15 protein-coding genes are annotated in these 16,780 nt (G+C 68.6%); 4 read left to right on the top strand and 11 right to left on the bottom strand.

The window, feature by feature from the left end; genetic code table 11:
• A partial coding sequence (locus ADE01S_RS25660) for a copper resistance protein NlpE N-terminal domain-containing protein (protein WP_062684571.1) occupies positions 1-545 on the top strand: 545 nt, incomplete at its 5' end.
• 128 nt (positions 546-673) lie between these two features.
• Here the strand turns inward: ADE01S_RS25660 and ADE01S_RS25665 are convergent.
• The 4 genes from ADE01S_RS25665 to ADE01S_RS25680 all read right to left on the bottom strand — a co-directional run bounded on the left by ADE01S_RS25665 (position 674) and on the right by ADE01S_RS25680 (position 3,127).
• Complete coding sequence (locus tag ADE01S_RS25665; protein ID WP_062684618.1) at positions 674-1,024, bottom strand: response regulator transcription factor; 351 nt, start codon at positions 1,022-1,024, stop codon at positions 674-676.
• Between the two features lie 111 nt (positions 1,025-1,135).
• Positions 1,136-1,990, bottom strand: a complete 855-nt coding sequence (gene panC / locus ADE01S_RS25670; protein ID WP_062684572.1) for a pantoate--beta-alanine ligase — start codon at positions 1,988-1,990, stop codon at positions 1,136-1,138.
• A 44-nt stretch (positions 1,991-2,034) separates the two neighbouring features.
• A complete protein-coding gene (locus ADE01S_RS25675; protein WP_062684573.1) occupies positions 2,035-2,922 on the bottom strand; it encodes a segregation and condensation protein A in 888 nt (295 codons plus the stop codon).
• 16 nt (positions 2,923-2,938) lie between these two features.
• Positions 2,939-3,127 carry a DUF3460 family protein gene (locus tag ADE01S_RS25680; RefSeq protein ID WP_062684574.1) on the bottom strand — a complete coding sequence of 63 codons (189 nt, stop codon included), beginning with the start codon at positions 3,125-3,127 and terminating at the stop codon, positions 2,939-2,941.
• Between the two features lie 98 nt (positions 3,128-3,225).
• Between ADE01S_RS25680 and ADE01S_RS25685 the strand changes: the two genes are divergently transcribed.
• Together ADE01S_RS25685 and glpK are read left to right on the top strand one after the other, a co-directional pair.
• Positions 3,226-4,680 (top strand): DHA2 family efflux MFS transporter permease subunit, encoded by a 1,455-nt coding sequence (locus tag ADE01S_RS25685; RefSeq protein ID WP_062684575.1) that lies wholly within the window; start codon positions 3,226-3,228, stop codon positions 4,678-4,680.
• Positions 4,667-6,193, top strand: a complete 1,527-nt coding sequence (gene glpK, locus ADE01S_RS25690) for a glycerol kinase GlpK (RefSeq protein ID WP_062684576.1) — start codon at positions 4,667-4,669, stop codon at positions 6,191-6,193. Before ADE01S_RS25685 ends, glpK begins: the two co-directional genes overlap by 14 nt.
• 48 nt (positions 6,194-6,241) lie before the next feature.
• Here glpK and ADE01S_RS25695 read toward each other — a convergent pair whose 3' ends face one another.
• Positions 6,242-9,856 (bottom strand): indolepyruvate ferredoxin oxidoreductase family protein, encoded by a 3,615-nt coding sequence (locus ADE01S_RS25695; protein WP_062684577.1) that lies wholly within the window; start codon positions 9,854-9,856, stop codon positions 6,242-6,244.
• A 169-nt stretch (positions 9,857-10,025) separates the two neighbouring features.
• On the opposite strand from ADE01S_RS25695, the gene mutY reads away from it, so the two are divergent.
• On the top strand, positions 10,026-11,096 hold the full coding sequence (gene mutY, locus ADE01S_RS25700; RefSeq protein ID WP_062684578.1) for an A/G-specific adenine glycosylase: 1,071 nt from the start codon (positions 10,026-10,028) through the stop codon (positions 11,094-11,096).
• A gap of 28 nt (positions 11,097-11,124) precedes the next feature.
• Here the strand turns inward: mutY and ADE01S_RS25705 are convergent, their stop codons facing one another.
• From ADE01S_RS25705 to ADE01S_RS25730, 6 genes are read right to left on the bottom strand one after another with little or no spacing between them, the layout of a single operon-like run.
• On the bottom strand, positions 11,125-12,144 hold the full coding sequence (locus tag ADE01S_RS25705; RefSeq protein ID WP_062684579.1) for a cyclase family protein: 1,020 nt from the start codon (positions 12,142-12,144) through the stop codon (positions 11,125-11,127).
• Positions 12,145-12,154: 10 nt separating this feature from the next.
• Positions 12,155-13,411 (bottom strand): ABC transporter substrate-binding protein, encoded by a 1,257-nt coding sequence (locus ADE01S_RS25710; protein WP_062684580.1) that lies wholly within the window; start codon positions 13,409-13,411, stop codon positions 12,155-12,157.
• 45 nt (positions 13,412-13,456) lie between these two features.
• A complete protein-coding gene (locus ADE01S_RS25715; protein WP_062684581.1) occupies positions 13,457-14,167 on the bottom strand; it encodes an ABC transporter ATP-binding protein in 711 nt (236 codons plus the stop codon).
• The gene (locus tag ADE01S_RS25720; protein ID WP_062684582.1) at positions 14,154-14,873 is read right to left on the bottom strand and encodes an ABC transporter ATP-binding protein; all 720 of its coding nucleotides are present in this window, start codon (positions 14,871-14,873) and stop codon (positions 14,154-14,156) included. Before ADE01S_RS25720 ends, ADE01S_RS25715 begins: the two co-directional genes overlap by 14 nt.
• Entirely contained in the window at positions 14,866-15,870 is a 1,005-nt protein-coding gene (locus tag ADE01S_RS25725) for a branched-chain amino acid ABC transporter permease (protein WP_082775898.1), read from the bottom strand. The genes ADE01S_RS25720 and ADE01S_RS25725 overlap by 8 nt, the downstream gene beginning before the upstream one ends.
• Positions 15,867-16,751 (bottom strand): branched-chain amino acid ABC transporter permease, encoded by an 885-nt coding sequence (locus ADE01S_RS25730; RefSeq protein WP_062684584.1) that lies wholly within the window; start codon positions 16,749-16,751, stop codon positions 15,867-15,869. The genes ADE01S_RS25725 and ADE01S_RS25730 overlap by 4 nt, the downstream gene beginning before the upstream one ends.
• Between the last annotated feature and the right edge of the window lie 29 nt (positions 16,752-16,780).

Consider the following 16,780-nt stretch of genomic DNA (forward strand, 5'->3'; position numbering starts at 1 on the left):
CCGACGCCCGCAAGCCGCAATCCCAGGCCCAGCAGGCCGCCGCCGGCGCGGCGACCACCGAGGACGGCCAGGCCGTGCCCGAGGACACCGGCGGAGGCAGCAGCGCCAGCGCCGCGGCCCAGCCCGCGCCCGCACCCGCGCCCAACGCCGCCGCGCACAGCCTGGTGCCGCAACCGCAAACCTATATGGGCACGCTGCCCTGCTTCTCGCCCGCCATGCAATGCACGGCGCAGCGCGTGACGCTGACGCTGGCGCCCAACGGCCGCTGGCGCGGCCGCACGGCCTACCTGGAAGACGATCCCAAGAAGGGCCCGCCGGTGGCCGAGCAAGGCTGCTGGGACGCCACCGACGAACGCCCGCCGCGCGTCATCCTGATGGACGGCCAGGGCAATGCCCGCGTGGAATTCGTGGTGGCCGCCAACAACGTGCTGCGCGTGCGCTCCATCGCCGGCCAGACGCCCAACCTGAACTACAACCTGACCCGCCAGCCGGACCTGGATCCGATCGACGAACTGGCCAAGGCCGGCGCGCCCAAGTGCCCTTGATGCGCGGGCGCTGAGCGCCCCGCAGCCGATGCCTGTGCCCCGGGCCTGGCGAACGCGACGTTCGCCAGGCCCGATGCTTTTGGGCGGAGGGCAGCCGGGCGGGCGGACGCATCCAGGCCAGGCCGGCATCATGGCTCGCCGCCCGGCCCAGCCTGGGCCAGGCCGTAGCCGGGCGGCGAGCGTTCATGCAGCGTGGGCGCCGGCACGGCCGCGCCGCCCTCCTGGCGGCCGCAGCCCGGCACGGGCGAGGCGCCCGAACGCCCGTGCGCGCACAGCCGGCAGGCCAGTTGCATGGCGTTGCGGGCCTGGAGCTTGGCGAAGATGCGGGCGCGATGGGCCTCGACGGTGCGCAGCGATATGCCCAGGTCGATGGCGATGACCTTGTTGGGGCGGCCGGCCGCTACATAGGAGACGATCTGCCGTTCGCGCGGGGTGAGGGAAGCGAGGACGGCTTCCAGGTCGGGGCGGGGGACTTGCATGGGCATGCTCTCCTGCAATGTGGGATTGCATCGAGTCTGCCCCGCCGCGTGGTGCGCCGGAAGCTGGCAATTCTGCCAGGGGAGGACATATTTGCCTCCCCTGCCCGGGCGTCAGGCCGTGTAGGCCAGCTCCAGGTTGTCGATCAGGCGGGTGCTGCCGAGCTTGGCGGCGGCCAGCACCACCAGGGGTTCGCCGGCCTGCAGGTCGGCGGCTTCGGGACGCTTCAGGTCGCGCTGGCGGCGCAGGGCCACGTAGTCCACTTGCCAGCCGCGGGCGGCGAGCCCGTCGATGGCCTCGCGCTCCAGCGCGGCGGCATCGCGCTCGCCCTGAGACAGGCGCTCGCCCAGGTGCCGCAGCGCGGCGTACAGCGCGGGCGCCTCGGCGCGGTCGGAATCGCTCAGGTAGCGGTTGCGCGAGGACAGCGCCAGGCCGTCCTCGGCGCGCACGGTTTCATGCGCCAGCACCTCGACGGGCAGCTGGAACTGGCGGCACATATTGCGCACCACCATCAGCTGCTGGTAATCCTTCTTGCCGAACACGGCCACGCGCGGCTGCACGCAGGAAAACAGCTTCAGCACCACGGTGCTGACGCCCTCGAAGAAGCCGGGGCGGAATTCGCCTTCGAGGATGTCGCCCAGGTCGTCGGGCGGCTGGATGCGGAAGTTCTGCGGCTCGGGATACATTTCGCGCTCGTTCGGCGCGAACAGCACGTAGACGTCGCGCTCGCGTTCGAGCTTCTCGATGTCGGCCGCCAGGGTGCGGGGATACTGGTCGAAGTCCTCGTTGGGGCCGAATTGCAGCCGGTTCACGAAGATGCTGGCCACCACCGGATCGCCATGCTGGCGGGCGAGCTTCATCAGCGACAGATGGCCTTCGTGCAGGTTGCCCATGGTGGGCACGAACGACACGCGGTTCTGTCCGCGCAGGTGATCGCGCAATTCCTGGATGGTATGTACGACTTTCAAGGGGACTCTCCCGGGATGGGTTCGGATTCTAGGCCCGGCGGGGTTCAGGCCGCGACCGCCGCCACGCTGGTGTAGGCCAGGCGGACGTAGATGGGCGCGTAGGGCTCCGCCTGCGTGATTTCCAGCAGGGATTCGCGGGCCAGTTCCAGCATGGCGATGAAATGCACGACCACCACCGCGGCGGGCGCGCCTTCGCGCACGCGCTCCATGAAGAGGTCGCCGAATTCCATGAAGCGCACGTCGTTCAGGCGCCGCAGGATGTGCGTCATGTGGTCGCGCACGGACAGTTGTTCGCGCGTGATGTGGTGGTGCTGGTTCAGCTTGGCCCGCTTCATGATGTCGGCCCAGGCCGCCCGCAGGTCGTCCACGCTGACTTCCGGCAGCATGCGCTCCACGCTCAGGTCGGCCACCGCGTGGCTGCTGACGAAGTCGCGGCCCAGCTGCGGCATCGCGTCCAGCTTCTGGGCCGCCAGCTTCATCTGCTCGTACTCCAGCAGGCGGCGGACCAGTTCGGCGCGAGGATCTTCCGGCTCTTCGCCGGTGTCGGTCTTCTTGACCGGCAGCAGCATGCGCGACTTGATCTCGATGAGCATCGCCGCCATCAGCAGGTACTCGGCGGCCAGCTCCAGGTTGTGGATGCGGATCTGCTCCACGTACGACAGGTATTGCCGCGTGACATCCGCCATGGGGATGTCCAGCACATTAAAGTTCTGCTTGCGGATCAGGTAGAGCAGCAGGTCCAGCGGCCCTTCGAACGCCTCCAGGAAGACCTCCAGCGCATCCGGCGGGATGTACAGGTCGGTCGGCATCTGGAACAGCGGCTCGCCGTAGAGGCGAGCGAAGGCCACGCTGTCGACCGTGTCGGGAGTGCTGTCGACGGGCGGTTCCACTAGCGCGGCCAGGGCATCGCCCGGGAGAGCGTTCTGGGCCATGGTTGCCGCAATGGGCTCAATCGGCCTGGTACACGTAAGGCTTCTGCGCCACGCGGGCGGCGCGGAAGCCTTCCAGCAGTTCCGGATCCTGGGGCTTGTCCCAAAGGCGGGCGCGGCCTTCGCGCTGGCGTTCTTCGGTGCCAGGGTGCGACTGCTTGAAGTCTTTCAGGAAAAGGGTGATCTCGGATTCGTAGTTGGTCGCCATGGCACCAATTTCAATGGGTTTCGGATGAGGGGAGTTTACTTCACGACGGCCCACCCCCCGGCGTTACAATCTCGCGGCACCCAACGCCCCCCTCCGCCATGTCCGCACAATCCGCAGCAGCAGCCCATCCCGCTCCGTCGCCCACTCCGGAAGCGATGCGCGCGGCGCGCATGATTCCCTTCATCGTCGGCTGCGCCCTGTTCATGCAGATGCTGGACGCCACGGTCGTGGCCACCGCCCTGCCGGCGATGGCGCGGGCCCTGGGCTCCACGCCGGTGCGGCTGAACGTGGCCATCACCTCCTACCTGCTGTCCGTGGCCGTTTTCGTGCCGGTCAGCGGCTGGGCCGCCGACCGCTACGGCGCCCGGCGCGTCTTCGTGGCCGCCATCGGCCTGTTCACGCTCAGCTCGGTGGCCTGTGCCCTGTCCCAGGACCTGCCGCAGCTGGTCATGGCCCGCATCGTCCAGGGGATGGCCGGCGCGATGATGGTGCCCGTGGGACGGATCATCCTGCTGCGCACCGTGCCCAAGCAGGACCTGCTGAAGGCCATGTCCTTCCTCTCCATCCCCGCCCTGCTGGGGCCGGTGATCGGACCGCCGCTGGGCGGCTTCATGGTCACCTACATGTCCTGGCACTGGATCTTCCTGATCAACATCCCCATCGGCGTGCTGGGCATTTTCCTGGTGCTGCGCTACGTGGCCGAGATCCGCGAGGAAGGCACGCCCCGCCTGGACTGGCCGGGCTTCCTGCTCAGCGCCGTCTGCCTGGCGACGCTGGTGAGCGGCTTCGAGGCCATCGGCCGCGACGTGATGCCGCTGTCCATGCTGCTGGGGCTGATCGCCACGGGCACCGTCTGCGGGTTCCTCTACGGCTGGCACGCGCGCCGCGCCGAGCACCCCATCATCGACCTGTCGCTGATGCGGATCCCCACCTTCGCCATCGCCACGCTGGGCGGCAACCTGTGCCGCTTCGCGGTCGGGGCCACGCCTTTCCTGCTGGCCATGCTGCTGCAGGTGGGTTTCGGCCTCTCGCCGTTCTCGGCGGGCCTGATCACCTTCGCCAGCGCCGCCGGCGCGCTGCTGATGAAATTCGTGGCCACCCCCATCGTGCGGTATTTCGGCTTCCGCCGGGTGCTGACCGTGAACGCCCTGCTGGCGGGGGTGTTCATCGTGATCTGCGGCACCTTCACGCCCGAAACCCCGGTCTGGCTGATGATCGCCATCCTGCTGGTGGGCGGTTTTTTCCGCTCATTGCAATTCACCGGGGTAAATACGCTAACCTATGCCGACATACCCCCGGCCAAGATGAGCCGCGCCAGCAGTTTCGCCGCCATGGCGCAGCAGCTCGGCATCAGCCTGGGCGTGGGCGTGGCCGCGGTGACGCTGAACATCAGCATGTCCTTGCGCGGCGCCGAGACCTTGGCGATACGGGACGTCGTCGCGGGCTTTATCGTCGTCGGCTTGCTGTGCATGGCTTCGACCTTCTCCTTTCGACGCCTCGACCCTCTGGCCGGGGCACACCTGAACGGCGCGAAACAAAGTGACGACGAATGAATTTGTCCTGGCCCTAGACCAGGGGACCACCAGCTCCCGAGCCATCGTGTTCGACCGGGAAGGCGTCGTGCGCGGCGTCGGCCAGCGTGAATTCCGCCAGCACTATCCCCGCCCGGGCTGGGTCGAGCACGACGTCAGCGAAATCTGGCACAGCCAGCTCGACGTGGCCCGCGAGGCCCTGCGCAACGCCGGCGCGGTCGCCGCCGACCTGGCCGCCATCGGCATCACCAACCAGCGCGAAACCACGCTGATCTGGGAGCGCGCCACCGGCCGCCCGCTGGCCCGCGCCGTGGTCTGGCAAGACCGCCGCACGGCCCCCATGTGCGACCAGCTGCGCCAGGACGGCCACGCCGACTTCCTGCAATCGCGCACCGGCCTGGTGCTGGACGCCTATTTCTCGGGCACCAAGCTCGCCTGGCTGCTGGACCACGTGCCCGGCGCCCGCCAGATGGCGGAGCGCGGCGAACTGGCCTTCGGCACGGTCGATAGCTGGCTGATCTGGCAGCTGACCGGCGGCGCGGTGCACAGCACCGACCCCAGCAACGCTTCCCGCACCATGCTGTTCGACCTCCACACGCAGGACTGGAGCGACGAGATCCTGGCGCTGCTCAAGATCCCGCGCAGCGTGCTGCCCCGCATCGCGCCCAGCAGCGCGGTGGTGGGCGAGGCCCTGCCCGAATGGCTGGGCGGCGCCGTCCCCATCGCGGGCGTGGCCGGCGACCAGCAGGCCGCCACCTTCGGCCAGGCCTGCTTCGCGCCGGGCATGGCCAAGAATACCTACGGCACCGGCTGCTTCATGCTGATGAACGTGGGCGAACAGCCCGTGCAGTCGCAGAACCACCTGCTTTCCACCGTCGGCTGGGGCCTGCCCCGCGCCGGCGATGGCGCCTGGCAACCGACCTACATGCTGGAAGGCGGCGTGTTCGTGGCGGGCGCGGCCGTGCAATGGCTGCGCGACGGCCTGGGCATCATCCAGCGCTCCGAGGAAATCGAATCCCTGGCCGCCAGCGTGTCCAGCACGGACGACGTCTTCATGGTCCCGGCCTTCGCCGGCCTGGGCGCGCCGCACTGGGATCCCTATGCGCGCGGCACCCTGGTGGGCCTGACCCGCGGCACTACCCGCGCCCACATCGCGCGCGCCACGCTCGAATCCATCGCGCTGCAAAGCGCCGAACTGCTCACCTGCATGAACGCCGACAGCGGCATCGCGCTGACCGAGCTGCGCGTGGACGGCGGCGCCGCCCGCAACGACCTGCTGATGCAGATGCAGGCCGACCTGCTGGGCGTGCCCGTGGTGCGCCCGCGCGTGCCCGAGTCCACCGCGCTGGGCGCGGCCGGCCTCGCCGGCCTGGCGGTGGGCTTCTGGTCGAGCCAGGACGAGTTCGCCTCGAAATGGCAGGCCGAGCGCACCTTCGAACCCACCTGGCCCGCCTCGGTGCGCGAGGCGCGGATGAAGCGCTGGCGGCAGGCCGTGGAATTGTCCAAGGGCTGGTCCGCCAACGCCGGGGCTTGAGGCTGGAGCCCCAGGCCAGGGGCCAGCCCCCGATCTGGGGCGCGCGCCTCAGGCCACTCTAACGCCCCCGATCGGCACCACCGTCGCGCTGAATTCCTTCAGCAGCGCCTCCCTGCGTTCCGCCACTTTCTCCATGGCGGCTTCCTTCACGTGGCCAAAGCCCCGGATCTCCTCCGGCAGGCTGGCCAGGGCCACGGCGCGGTCCAGGTTGCCGCGGTTCAGCTTGGACAGGATTGCCGTGAGCGTCTCGCGGTATTCGCGGATCAGTTCGCGCTCGGCGCGGCGCTCCGCCGTGTAGCCAAAGATATCCAGCCTGGACCCGCGCAGGCCGCGCAGCCTGGCAAGCAGGCGGAAGACGCGCAGCATGCCCGGACCGTAGCTGCGCTTGATCAGGTGGCCGGCCGCGTCCCGCCGCGCGAACAGGGGCGGCGCCAGATGGAAATTCAGCTTCCAGTCGCCCTCGAACTGCTCGCCCACCCGCTTGATGAACTCGCCGTCCGAATACAGCCGCGCCACTTCGTACTCATCCTTGTAGGCCATGAGTTTGAAGTAGCCGCGCGCCACGGCCAGCGCCAGCCGGTTGGTGCCCGTGGCGTCGCGCTCTGCGCGCGCGACCTTGTCCACCAGGTCGGCGTACTGCTGGGCATAGGCGGCGTTCTGATAGCTGGTCAGGAAGGCCTTGCGCACCGAGACCAGTTGCTCCAGCTCGTTCGCCGGTTTCTTCAGCGCCACCACCGGGCTGGCCGCGCGCGGCCGCTTGAGTTCGATGATGCCCTCGGGATGCGCCGGGGCCGCGCCGCCCCCGGCCAGCACGCGGTTCACGTCCGCCAGGTCGTGGGCCGCGCGGCGGCCCCAGGCGAAGGCGGCGATATTGTTCGGCACCTGCTGGCCGTTGAGCTCGATGGCCCGCAGCAGCGCCTCCTGCGACAGGGGAATCCAGCCCTTCTGGTAGGCGTAGCCCATCATCAGCGGATTCGCGTAGATCGCGTCGCCCAGCAGGCCCGTGGCCAGCGCGGCCGCGTCCACCGTGTCGAGGTTTTCCTTGCCGCAGGCGGCCTGCAGGTCCGCCATCAGGTTCACGCCCGGCAGCGTCCAGTCGGGATTGGAGACGAAGGCCGCGGTGGGCGCGGTATCGCTGTTCAGCAGGGCCCGCGTGCGGCCCGGCCGCAGCCGCGCCATGGCGTCCATGCTGGTGGCCACGACCAGGTCGCCCGCCAGCAGCAGGTCGGCTTCGCCCATGGCGACCCGCGTGTTCAGCAGGTGGTCCGGCGTTTCCGCCAGCACCACGTGGGAATACACCGAGCCGCCCTTCTGCGCCAGGCCCGCCATGTCCAGCACCGAACAGCCCTTGCCTTCCAGGTGGGCCGCCATGCCCAGCAACTGCCCGATGGTGACCACGCCGGTGCCGCCCACGCCGGCGATGAACACGCCGTAGGGCCGGTCCAGCGCGCGCGCGGCCGGCTGCGGCACGTCCTCGTCGATGACGCCGTCCTGCGCCAGGGCCTGCGGCTTCCTCGGCTTGCCGCCCTCCACCGTGACGAAGCTGGGGCAGAAGCCCTTCAGACAGGAGAAGTCCTTGTTGCAGCTGGACTGGTTGATCTTGCGCTTGCGGCCGAATTCCGTGTCCAGGGGCTCCACCGACAGGCAGTGCGATTGCCGTGAGCAATCGCCGCAGCCCTCGCAGACGCGCTCGTTGATGACGACGCGGCGCGCGGGATCCGGATAGGCGTCGCGCTTGCGGCGGCGGCGTTTTTCAGTGGCGCAGGTCTGGTCGTAGATCAGCACCGACACCGCGGGATGCTCGCGCAGCTCGCGCATCACCGCGTCCAGTTCGTCGCGGTGCCGCACCGGCACGCCCGGCTCCAGCCCTTCCATGCTCCGATACTTGGCGGGCTCGTCCGTCACCACCACGATTTTCTCTATGCCTTCGGCCGCCATCTGGCGGCTGATCATCGGCACGCTGAGCGGGCCGTCCACCGGCTGCCCGCCCGTCATCGCAACGGCGTCGTTGAACAGGATCTTGTAGGTGATGGGCACTTTCGCCGCCACCGCCGCGCGTATCGCCAGCAGGCCCGAATGGAAGTAGGTGCCGTCGCCCAGGTTGGCGAACACGTGCTTCTCGTCGGTGAACGGCGCCTGGCCCACCCAGGGCACGCCTTCGCCGCCCATCTGGGTAAAGACCTCCGTGCCGCGGTCCATCCATCTGACCATGTAGTGGCAGCCGATGCCCGCCATCCCGCGCGAGCCTTCCGGCAGGCGCGTCGAGGTATTGTGCGGACAGCCCGAACAGAACCAGGGCTTGCGCTCTTCGATGACCCGTGGGCGCGACAGCGCCTGCTCGCGCTCGGCGATGAACGCCAGGCGGGCCTCGATGCCGGCGCGCACGTTCTCGGGCAGCGCGAAGCGCAGCAACCGCCCGGCGATGGCGCGCGCAACCATGGCGGGCGAGAACTCGTAATGCGCCGGCAGCAGCCAATTGCCCTGCGGCACCGACCATTCGCCGCCGTCCTTGTCGTCGAACTTGCCGACCACCCGCGGGATCTTCTTGCCGCTGCCGATCCAGCTGAACAACTCTTCCTTCAGCTGGTATTCCAGCACCTGGCGCTTTTCCTCGATCACCAGGATCTCGTCCAGCCCCTCCGCGAAGCGCTGGGTGCCGGCGGACTCCAGCGGCCACACCATGCCCACCTTGAACAGGCGCAGGCCGATGCGGCGGCAGACGGCCTCCGACAGCCCCAGGTCCGACAGCGCCTGGCGCGTGTCCAGGTAGGCCTTGCCGGAGGTCATGATGCCGAAGCGCGCGTCGCGCCGCGGCACGTCCCACAACTCCTGGTTGAGCCGGTTGGCGCGCGCGTAGGCGAGCGCGGCGTAGAGCTTGTAGTCCAGCAGGCGCGCCTCCTGCTGCAGCGGCGTATCGGCCAGGCGGATGTTCAGGCCATCGGCCGGAAGCTGGAAGTCCTCGGGCAGCAGGATCTTCACGCGTTGCGGATCCACGTCCACCGAGGCGGACACCTCGACGATGTCGGTGATGCACTTCATGCCCACCCAGACCCCGGCGTAGCGGCTCATCGCCCAGCCGTGCAGGCCGTAGTCCAGCACCTCCTGGACGCTGGCGGGAAACAGCGCCGGGATCATGCAGGCCTTGAGGATGTGATCGCTCTGGTGCGGCAGCGTCGAGGACTTGGCGGGATGGTCGTCGCCCGCCACCACCAGCACGCCGCCATGGCGCGCGGTGCCGGCGGCGTTGGCATGCTTGAAGACGTCGCCGCAGCGGTCCACGCCCGGCCCCTTGCCGTACCACATGCCGAACACGCCGTCGTACCTGGCGCCCGGGAACAGGTTGACCTGCTGCGATCCCCACACGGCGGTGGCGGCCAGGTCTTCATTGATGCCGGGCTGGAACTCGATGTGATGCGCCTTCAGGTAACGGGCCGCCTTCCACATGTTCTGGTCGACCCCGCCCAGCGGCGAACCGCGGTAACCGGACACGAAGCCCGCCGTGTTCAACCCGGCCTGCTGGTCGCGAACGCGCTGCATCATCGGCAGGCGGACCAGGGCATGGATGCCGCTCATCCAGGCGCGGCCGGATTCCAGGGTGTATTTGTCGTCCAGCTGGACGGATTCGAGCGCCGCGCGGATGGCGGGCGTGAGAGGGGCGTTCATGTCTGCTCCGAGGGATCCTGGAACCCCCGCCGGCTTCGCGCGACACCCTCTTGAAGCGCACGCGGGCGAGCAGGGGACGTGAATTCCGGGCGCTGGCGCGCTTCTGTTTTCCCTTGGTTGTAACCGGTACCCCCACCCCGGGCAATAGGGCGATGCGATAATTGCCGCCATGGACTTCGCCCCACGTATCGTCGACTGGCAGCGCCGGCATGGCCGCCATGATCTTCCCTGGCAGAACACCCGCGATCCCTACCGGATCTGGCTGTCCGAGATCATGCTGCAGCAAACCCAGGTCGCGACGGTTATCCCCTATTACGACCGCTTCCTGCAGCGCTTCCCGGACGTGGCCGCGCTGGCCGCGGCCGCCCAGGAAGACGTGATGCCGTACTGGGCCGGGCTGGGCTACTACGCCCGCGCCCGCAACCTGCATCGCTGCGCGCAGGAGATCGCGCGCGACTGGGCCGGCCGCTTCCCGCCTACGGCCGAAGCCATCGCCACCCTGCCCGGCATCGGCCGCTCCACCGCCGCGGCGATCGCGGCCTTCGCCTACGGCGAGCGCTCCCCGATCCTGGACGGCAACGTCAAGCGCGTGTTCACCCGCCACTTCGGCATCGCGGGCGATCCGGCCAAGCGCGACATCGAACAGCGGCTATGGGCCCTGGCCGATGCGCAGGTGGATGCCGCGCCGGACCTGGACATGGCCGCCTATACGCAAGGGCTGATGGACCTGGGCGCCACGCTTTGCACGCGCGGCAAGCCCGCCTGCGACAAATGCCCGATGGCCGACAGCTGCGTCGCCCGGCGCGAGGGCCGCCAGGCCGAACTGCCCACGCCCAAGGCGCGCAAGGCCATCCCGGAGCGCGAGACCTGTATGCTGGTGTTGCGCCACCAAGGCGCCTTCCTGCTGCAACAGCGTCCCGAACCCGGCATCTGGGGCGGGCTGTGGAGCCTGCCGGAGTTCGATACGGCCCTGGATCCGGACAGCGCCTCCCGCGCGCTGGGGCTGGAGCCCGAGGAACGCTACGAGCTGGCCGCCTTCGCCCATACGTTCACGCATTACCGCCTGCACATCCGGCCCTGGCTCGTGCCGGTGCGCGCGGCCCGCCTGCGCGAATCCGCGCTGCCCGAGCGCTGGGTGCCCGCCGACAAGCTGGCCTCGACGGCCCTGCCCGCTCCCGTGAAGAAGCTGCTGCTGGGGTTGGTGGAGGCCGGCCTGCAGGGCGGGCTGTTCAAGGACTGAGCACGGCCGGCCCCGGGCCGACGTCCTCCTAGACCGTGGCCACCGGCGTCACCGGCGAACCGAAAGAGCCGGGCAGCCGCAGCGGCGGGCAGGTCAGCATGAAATGGCTGCGCCCGTTGCGCCGCAGCCATTGCGCCAGCGGCGTGAGATACCAGAGCTCGCCGAGGTGGATGCCCAGCCGGAACAGGCAGGCCTGGTGCAGCGGCAGCCCCTCGCACTGCGGGCAATCGTTCTTCTCGTAGGGATAGCCCTCGACCGCGAAGTTGTCGGCGATCAGGACGGAGATCCCACTTTCGTCGATCCAGCGCAACAGGCGCTCGTCCCGGCCGTCCAGCACGGCGCAGCTGTGGTGCAGCACCTGCGGATCGGGATCGCCGCCCATGTCGATCAGCTTCTGGCCGAAGCCGGTGTGCAGGCACAGCATGTCGCCGGCCTGGATATCGACCCGGTCCGCGTCGATCACGCGCTGCAGCGCGTCGTAGCCCACATAGGTCCGGGCATCGCCGTAATGGGCATGCAGGTCCAGCATGACGCCGCGCCCCTGCACGCCGGTCTCGGCCATTTTCTCGATGCCCAGCCGATGCGCGCGCGCCTCGGAATCGCCGGTCGGCCCCATGACGTCCACGCCGGCGCGAAAGCCGTTGTAGTACACCGGCACCGGGATGCCGTCGCCATTCACGTCGAAGTACTGCCCGACGTGCGACAGCGCGTCCCATTGGGTCGAATACTGGGTGTAGAGCGTCACCGAATCGTCGCTCGAACAATCGACGTAGCGGGCATCTTCGAGCCGCAGGGGATAGTTCACGCTGAACAGCCCGCGCTTGCGCGTGGCCACGTGGCGTTTCGGCGGCAACCGGTTCGGGTTCAGCGCCGTTCCTCCGGGCAGGTCCAGCGGCAGGCTCAGGCAGAAAGCCTCGCCCGCGCGCACTTCGCGCGCCGCCTGCACCCGCCTCTCGGCCGTCAGCAGATTCAGGCGGCCCAGTTCGTCGTCGGCGCCGAACTCGCCCCAATTGGAGCCCGGCGGCCGGTTCTTCCAGCGTTGGTTCATGTCGCCTTCCTTACTGTCCGACGTTCTGGCGCTGGCCCCAGGCGGGCAGCGGATAGGTGATCTTGTCGGTCACGCCGAACTCGGTGGGCCAGATCGTGCGGATCTGCCGGCCCTGCCATTGGTCCACCATGGGGAAGGCGCGGGTGTTCTCGCCGGTCTTGGGGTCGAACTTCACGCCCCAGCCCACGATGGTGGAACCCACCGGCTTGTCCAGGGCCAGGAAGGCCTGGCGCACCTTGTCCGGATCCACGCCGCCGGCGGCCGGCAGCACGTCGGACAGCAGCACCCACATCGCATTGAAGCCCATGGCCGAGTGGGCCGAGGGCTTGCGGCCGAACTTCTGCTCGTAGCGCTCGTGGAACACCTTGAACAGCGCCGCCGCTTCCGGCGTCAGGCCGCTGTCGTTGAAGTACGCCGAGGTGCCGGCGTTGAACACGCCGTTGGCGTCGTCGCCCAGCGCTTCGGCGAAATCCGGAATATTGTGGGCCCCGCCGTTGCCGATCATCGCCTTGACGTTCAGATTGGCCTCGCGCGCCTGGCGCCAGAACAGGATGCCGTCGGGCGTGTAGGAGCACGCGACGATCACGTCGGGATTGCTCGACTTCAGGCGCTGGACCAGCGAGGACAGGTCGGTGGTCTTGTAGCTGTAGCTGGACTCGTCGACGATCTGCACGCCTTTTTCCTTCAGCCACTTGCGGGCGCCGTCCGCCACGGCCGCGCCGTAGGAACTGTCCTCGTTCAGGATGGCCACGCGCGCCTTCTCCAGCGGCACGCCCAGCTTGGGCAGGATGACGTCGGTGGCGTACTGGGCGCTGCCCTTGCCCAGCTCGCTAGCCGGGTAGATGAAGCGGAACAGGTTCTTGAAGCCGCGGCGCGTGATGTCGTCGGCCACGGCGCCCTGCTCCACGTAGATGACGCCGTTGCGCTCCGCCACCTGGCTGGCCGCGAACGAGATCGAACTGGCGTACGAACCCACCAGCACCTTGACCCCGTCGCGATTGATCAGGCGCATCGCCTGCGACGCCGCCTCGTTGGAGCCGGGCACATCGGTGGTCAGCAAGACGATCTTCTCGCCCGCCACCCCGCCCTTCTCGTTGACGAGGTCGCGCGCCAGCTCGAATCCCCGGTTCACGTCGTTGCCCAGCGAGGCCAGCGGCCCGGTCAGGGGCAGCACCACGCCGATCTTGATGTCCGCGTGCGCGCTCGCGCCCGCCGCCAGCAGGGCGGCGCAGACGGTGTTCAACAGCAATTTCCTGACTTTCTTCATGCTTGTCTCCTGTTCCGCGCATCAGGCGGGTTCTGCTCCCGGGCGTCAAAGGCCCAGGTAGGCTTTTCTCACTTCGGGGTTATCCATCAAATCGTCGCTGGCGCCGCTGACGGCCACGCGTCCGTGATTGATCACGTAGCCGCGGTCGGCCGCCTTGAAGGCCTGGCGGACGTTCTGCTCCACCAGCATGACCGTGGTGCCGAGCCGGCGGATCTCCGCGATCGCCTCATACACCTTGGACACCATCACCGGCGCCAGGCCCAGCGACACTTCGTCGATCATCAACAGCTTCGGCCGGGCCATCAGGCCGCGCCCGATGGCGCACATCTGCTGCTCGCCGCCGGACAGCGTCCCCGCCATCTGGCCGGCCCGGTTCTTCAGCACGGGGAACAGCTCGAAAATGGTGCGCAGCGTAGCGTCGCGCTGCGGCCGCGCATGCGGCGTGAACGCGCCCAGCTCCAGGTTGGTCCTGACGCTCAGGCGCGGAAACAGCCGCCGGCCTTCCGGCACGTAGACCATGCCGCTGGCAACCACTTCGTGCGTGGAAGCGCCTTCCATCGGGCGCCCTTCCAGCTTCACCTCGCCGCGCTTGGCCGGGATCAGCGTGGCGATGGCGCGCATCAGCGTGGTCTTGCCCGCACCGTTGGATCCCACGATCGCCACCACCTCGCCCTGGTTGACCTCCAGGTCGACGCCCAGCAGCACGTCGCTATCGCCGTAGGAGGCTTCCAGGCGGCGGACTTCAAGCAAGGGCATAGTCATCTCCCAGATAGGCGCGCACCACGTCGGGCTGGCGCAATACATCCCGCGGCAAGCCGTCGGCGATTTTCTGTCCCTGGTTCAGGACCACGACGCGATCGGCCACGTTGAGCACCGCTTCGATGTTGTGCTCCACCAGGACCACGGTCATGCCGTCGGCGCGCAGTTCGCGGATCAGATCCAGCAGCTTGTGCACCTCGGGCTGGTTGAGGCCGGCCATGACCTCGTCCAGCAGGATCAGGCCGGGCCGCGTCGCCAGGGCGCGCGCGATCTCCAGGCGCTTCTTGCCGCTGATGGTGAGCGCCGCGCCGAGATGCCGCTCGCGCCCGGCCAGGCCGACGCGGGCGATCACGGCCCGCGCCCGCTCGCGCGCCTCGGCGATGTTGGCGGTGTGCCCCAGCGCGGCCACCAGCACGGTATCCAGCACCGTCATGGACGGGAACAGCTGCGGAATCTGGAACGTGCGCGCCAGACCGGCGCGGCAGATGCGCGGCCCGTCCAGGCTGTCCAGCGACAGCCCGCGGAACCGGATCGATCCGCCGTCGCAGGGCAAGGCGCCCGCCACCAGGTTGAACAGCGTGGTCTTGCCCGCGCCGTTCGGGCCGATGAGGGCGACGATCTCGCCCTCGGCCACGGTCAGGCTCACCTGGTTGACGGCGATGAGGCCGCCGAACCGCTTTTCCACTCGATCGACTTCAAGCATCGCTTGCGGCCTCCTTGGCAATCGCCGCCTTGCGGGCGCGGCGGGCCGACCAGGCCCCGATCACGCCCTGGGGCAGCAGCATCACGATCACGATCAACAGGCCCCCGTAGACCACCAGGTGCGCGCCCGCGCCCGCGTTGCCCAGCCAGTCGCGCAGGAACTCCTGCAGCGGCAGCGCGATCACCGCGCCCAGCACGGGGCCCAGCAGCGTGCCGACGCCGCCCAGGATGGTCATCAGCGCGAGGTCGATGGAGATCGAGGTCGCGAAGACCGTGGCGGGTTCGATGTACAGGACGTATTGCGCCATCAGCGTGCCGCCCACCGAGGTGAAGCCCGCGCTGACCAGGAACGCGATCAGCTTGTAGCGGCGCAGGTCGATGCCGCTGGCCTGGGCCGCCTCTTCGTTGTCGCGCACCGCCCGCAGGTAGTACCCGACGCGGCTGCGCGTGAGCGCGTACACCACGGCGCAGACCAGCAGCATGAAGCAGCCGGCCAGGAGGGCGTAGCTGCGCGGCTCGGCGAAGATCATGCGTCCGAACCCGGGCTGGTAGTCGATGGTGATGCCGTAGGGAATGTCGGCCTTCCGGCGCACCCACAGCAGCACGATCCGCACCGTCTCGCCCACCGCGATGGTCGACATGGCGAAGAACACGCCGCGCAGCCTGAACACCGGATACGAGATCAGGAAGGCCAGCAGCACGGATATCCCCACGCCCGCCAGCATGCCCAGCCATGGGCTGACGCCGGCCATGGTGTACAGCAGGGTCGAGCTGTACGCCCCGATGCCGAAGAACGCGGTATGCCCCAGGGAGAACTGCCCCGCGTAGCCGCCCAGCAGGTTCCAGGCCGACGCCAGCCCCGCGTAGAGCATCACCAGGAACAGGAGATTGAGATAGAAGCGGTCGGTGATCGCCAGCGGCAGGAGCACGGCCGCCGCCACCATGATCGCGATGCCGGCGCCGTCGCCCCTGCGCCATTCCAGCCAATGCATATTCATTTCAGACCTTCCTTTTCCGCGCCCTTGACGCCGAACAAGCCATTGGGCAGGAACGACAGCAGCAGGATCAGCAGCACGAAGTGGGTGGCCTCCTTCAGGTCGGGTTCGAGGTAGCCGACGAAGGTTTCGATCAGCCCCAGGATGATGCCGCCCGCCAGCGTGCCCGCGACGTTGCCCAGCCCGCCCAGCACCACCACCACGAAGGAGATCAGCACGAAGCTGGAACCCACCGAGGGATAGGCATAGAAGCTGGGGATCAGCACGCCTCCGGCCAGCGTGGTCAGGCCGATGCCCAGCGCGAAGGCCACGGCCAGCGTCTTGTTGATGTTGATCCCCACCAGGCGCGCCGCCGAAAGGTCTTGCGAGACCGCTTCGATGGCCTTGCCCATGTAGGTGCGCTTGATGAAGAGCATCGTCAGGGCCATGGCAGCCATCGCGAACAGGAACGACACCAGCCGGGTGCTGCTCACGTGCCCGCCGAACAGCGCGATCGACTCCCGCGCCGGCTCGAACACCTGCACGGTGAGGTAGTCGGCCGAGAACAGCATCAGCGCCAGGTTCTGCAGCACCAGGGACAGCCCCAGCGTGGCGAACACCTGCGTCATTTCGCTGCGGTAGATCGTGTACCGGATCAGCCCCAGGTAGAACGCCACGCCGATCGCGGCGCCCGCCAGGAAGATCAGCGGCGCGCCCCAATAGGGATCCAGCCCCGCCAGCTTCCACAGCCAGAACGCCGCGTACATCCCGATCATCAGGAATTCGCCATGCGCGAAGTTGACGACCTTGGCCACGCCGAAAATGAGGTTGAGCCCCATGGCGCCAAGCGCGTATACGCCGCCGAGCAATATCCCCGACAGCGCAAGTTGAATCAGAACTTCCATTTCCCCTCCCGAACGCGCGTCGGCGCAGG

It is taken from the genome of Achromobacter denitrificans NBRC 15125, assembly GCF_001571365.1.
GTDB lineage: Bacteria > Pseudomonadota > Gammaproteobacteria > Burkholderiales > Burkholderiaceae_B > Achromobacter > Achromobacter denitrificans.

What these genes read in the sequence shown, in the direction of transcription:
- ADE01S_RS25715 (WP_062684581.1), bottom strand. Translation starts at nt 14,167, where the DNA reads ATGCCCTTGCTTGAAGTCCGCCGCCTGGAAGCCTCCTACGGCGATAGC.
- mutY (WP_062684578.1), top strand. Translation starts at nt 10,026, where the DNA reads ATGGACTTCGCCCCACGTATCGTCGACTGGCAGCGCCGGCATGGCCGC.
- ADE01S_RS25675 (WP_062684573.1), bottom strand. Translation starts at nt 2,922, where the DNA reads ATGGCCCAGAACGCTCTCCCGGGCGATGCCCTGGCCGCGCTAGTGGAA.
- ADE01S_RS25665 (WP_062684618.1), bottom strand. Translation starts at nt 1,024, where the DNA reads ATGCAAGTCCCCCGCCCCGACCTGGAAGCCGTCCTCGCTTCCCTCACC.
- ADE01S_RS25685 (WP_062684575.1), top strand. Translation starts at nt 3,226, where the DNA reads ATGTCCGCACAATCCGCAGCAGCAGCCCATCCCGCTCCGTCGCCCACT.
- ADE01S_RS25705 (WP_062684579.1), bottom strand. Translation starts at nt 12,144, where the DNA reads ATGAACCAACGCTGGAAGAACCGGCCGCCGGGCTCCAATTGGGGCGAG.
- ADE01S_RS25725 (WP_082775898.1), bottom strand. Translation starts at nt 15,870, where the DNA reads ATGAATATGCATTGGCTGGAATGGCGCAGGGGCGACGGCGCCGGCATC.
- ADE01S_RS25710 (WP_062684580.1), bottom strand. Translation starts at nt 13,411, where the DNA reads ATGAAGAAAGTCAGGAAATTGCTGTTGAACACCGTCTGCGCCGCCCTG.
- ADE01S_RS25695 (WP_062684577.1), bottom strand. Translation starts at nt 9,856, where the DNA reads ATGAACGCCCCTCTCACGCCCGCCATCCGCGCGGCGCTCGAATCCGTC.
- ADE01S_RS25680 (WP_062684574.1), bottom strand. Translation starts at nt 3,127, where the DNA reads ATGGCGACCAACTACGAATCCGAGATCACCCTTTTCCTGAAAGACTTC.
- ADE01S_RS25720 (WP_062684582.1), bottom strand. Translation starts at nt 14,873, where the DNA reads ATGCTTGAAGTCGATCGAGTGGAAAAGCGGTTCGGCGGCCTCATCGCC.
- ADE01S_RS25730 (WP_062684584.1), bottom strand. Translation starts at nt 16,751, where the DNA reads ATGGAAGTTCTGATTCAACTTGCGCTGTCGGGGATATTGCTCGGCGGC.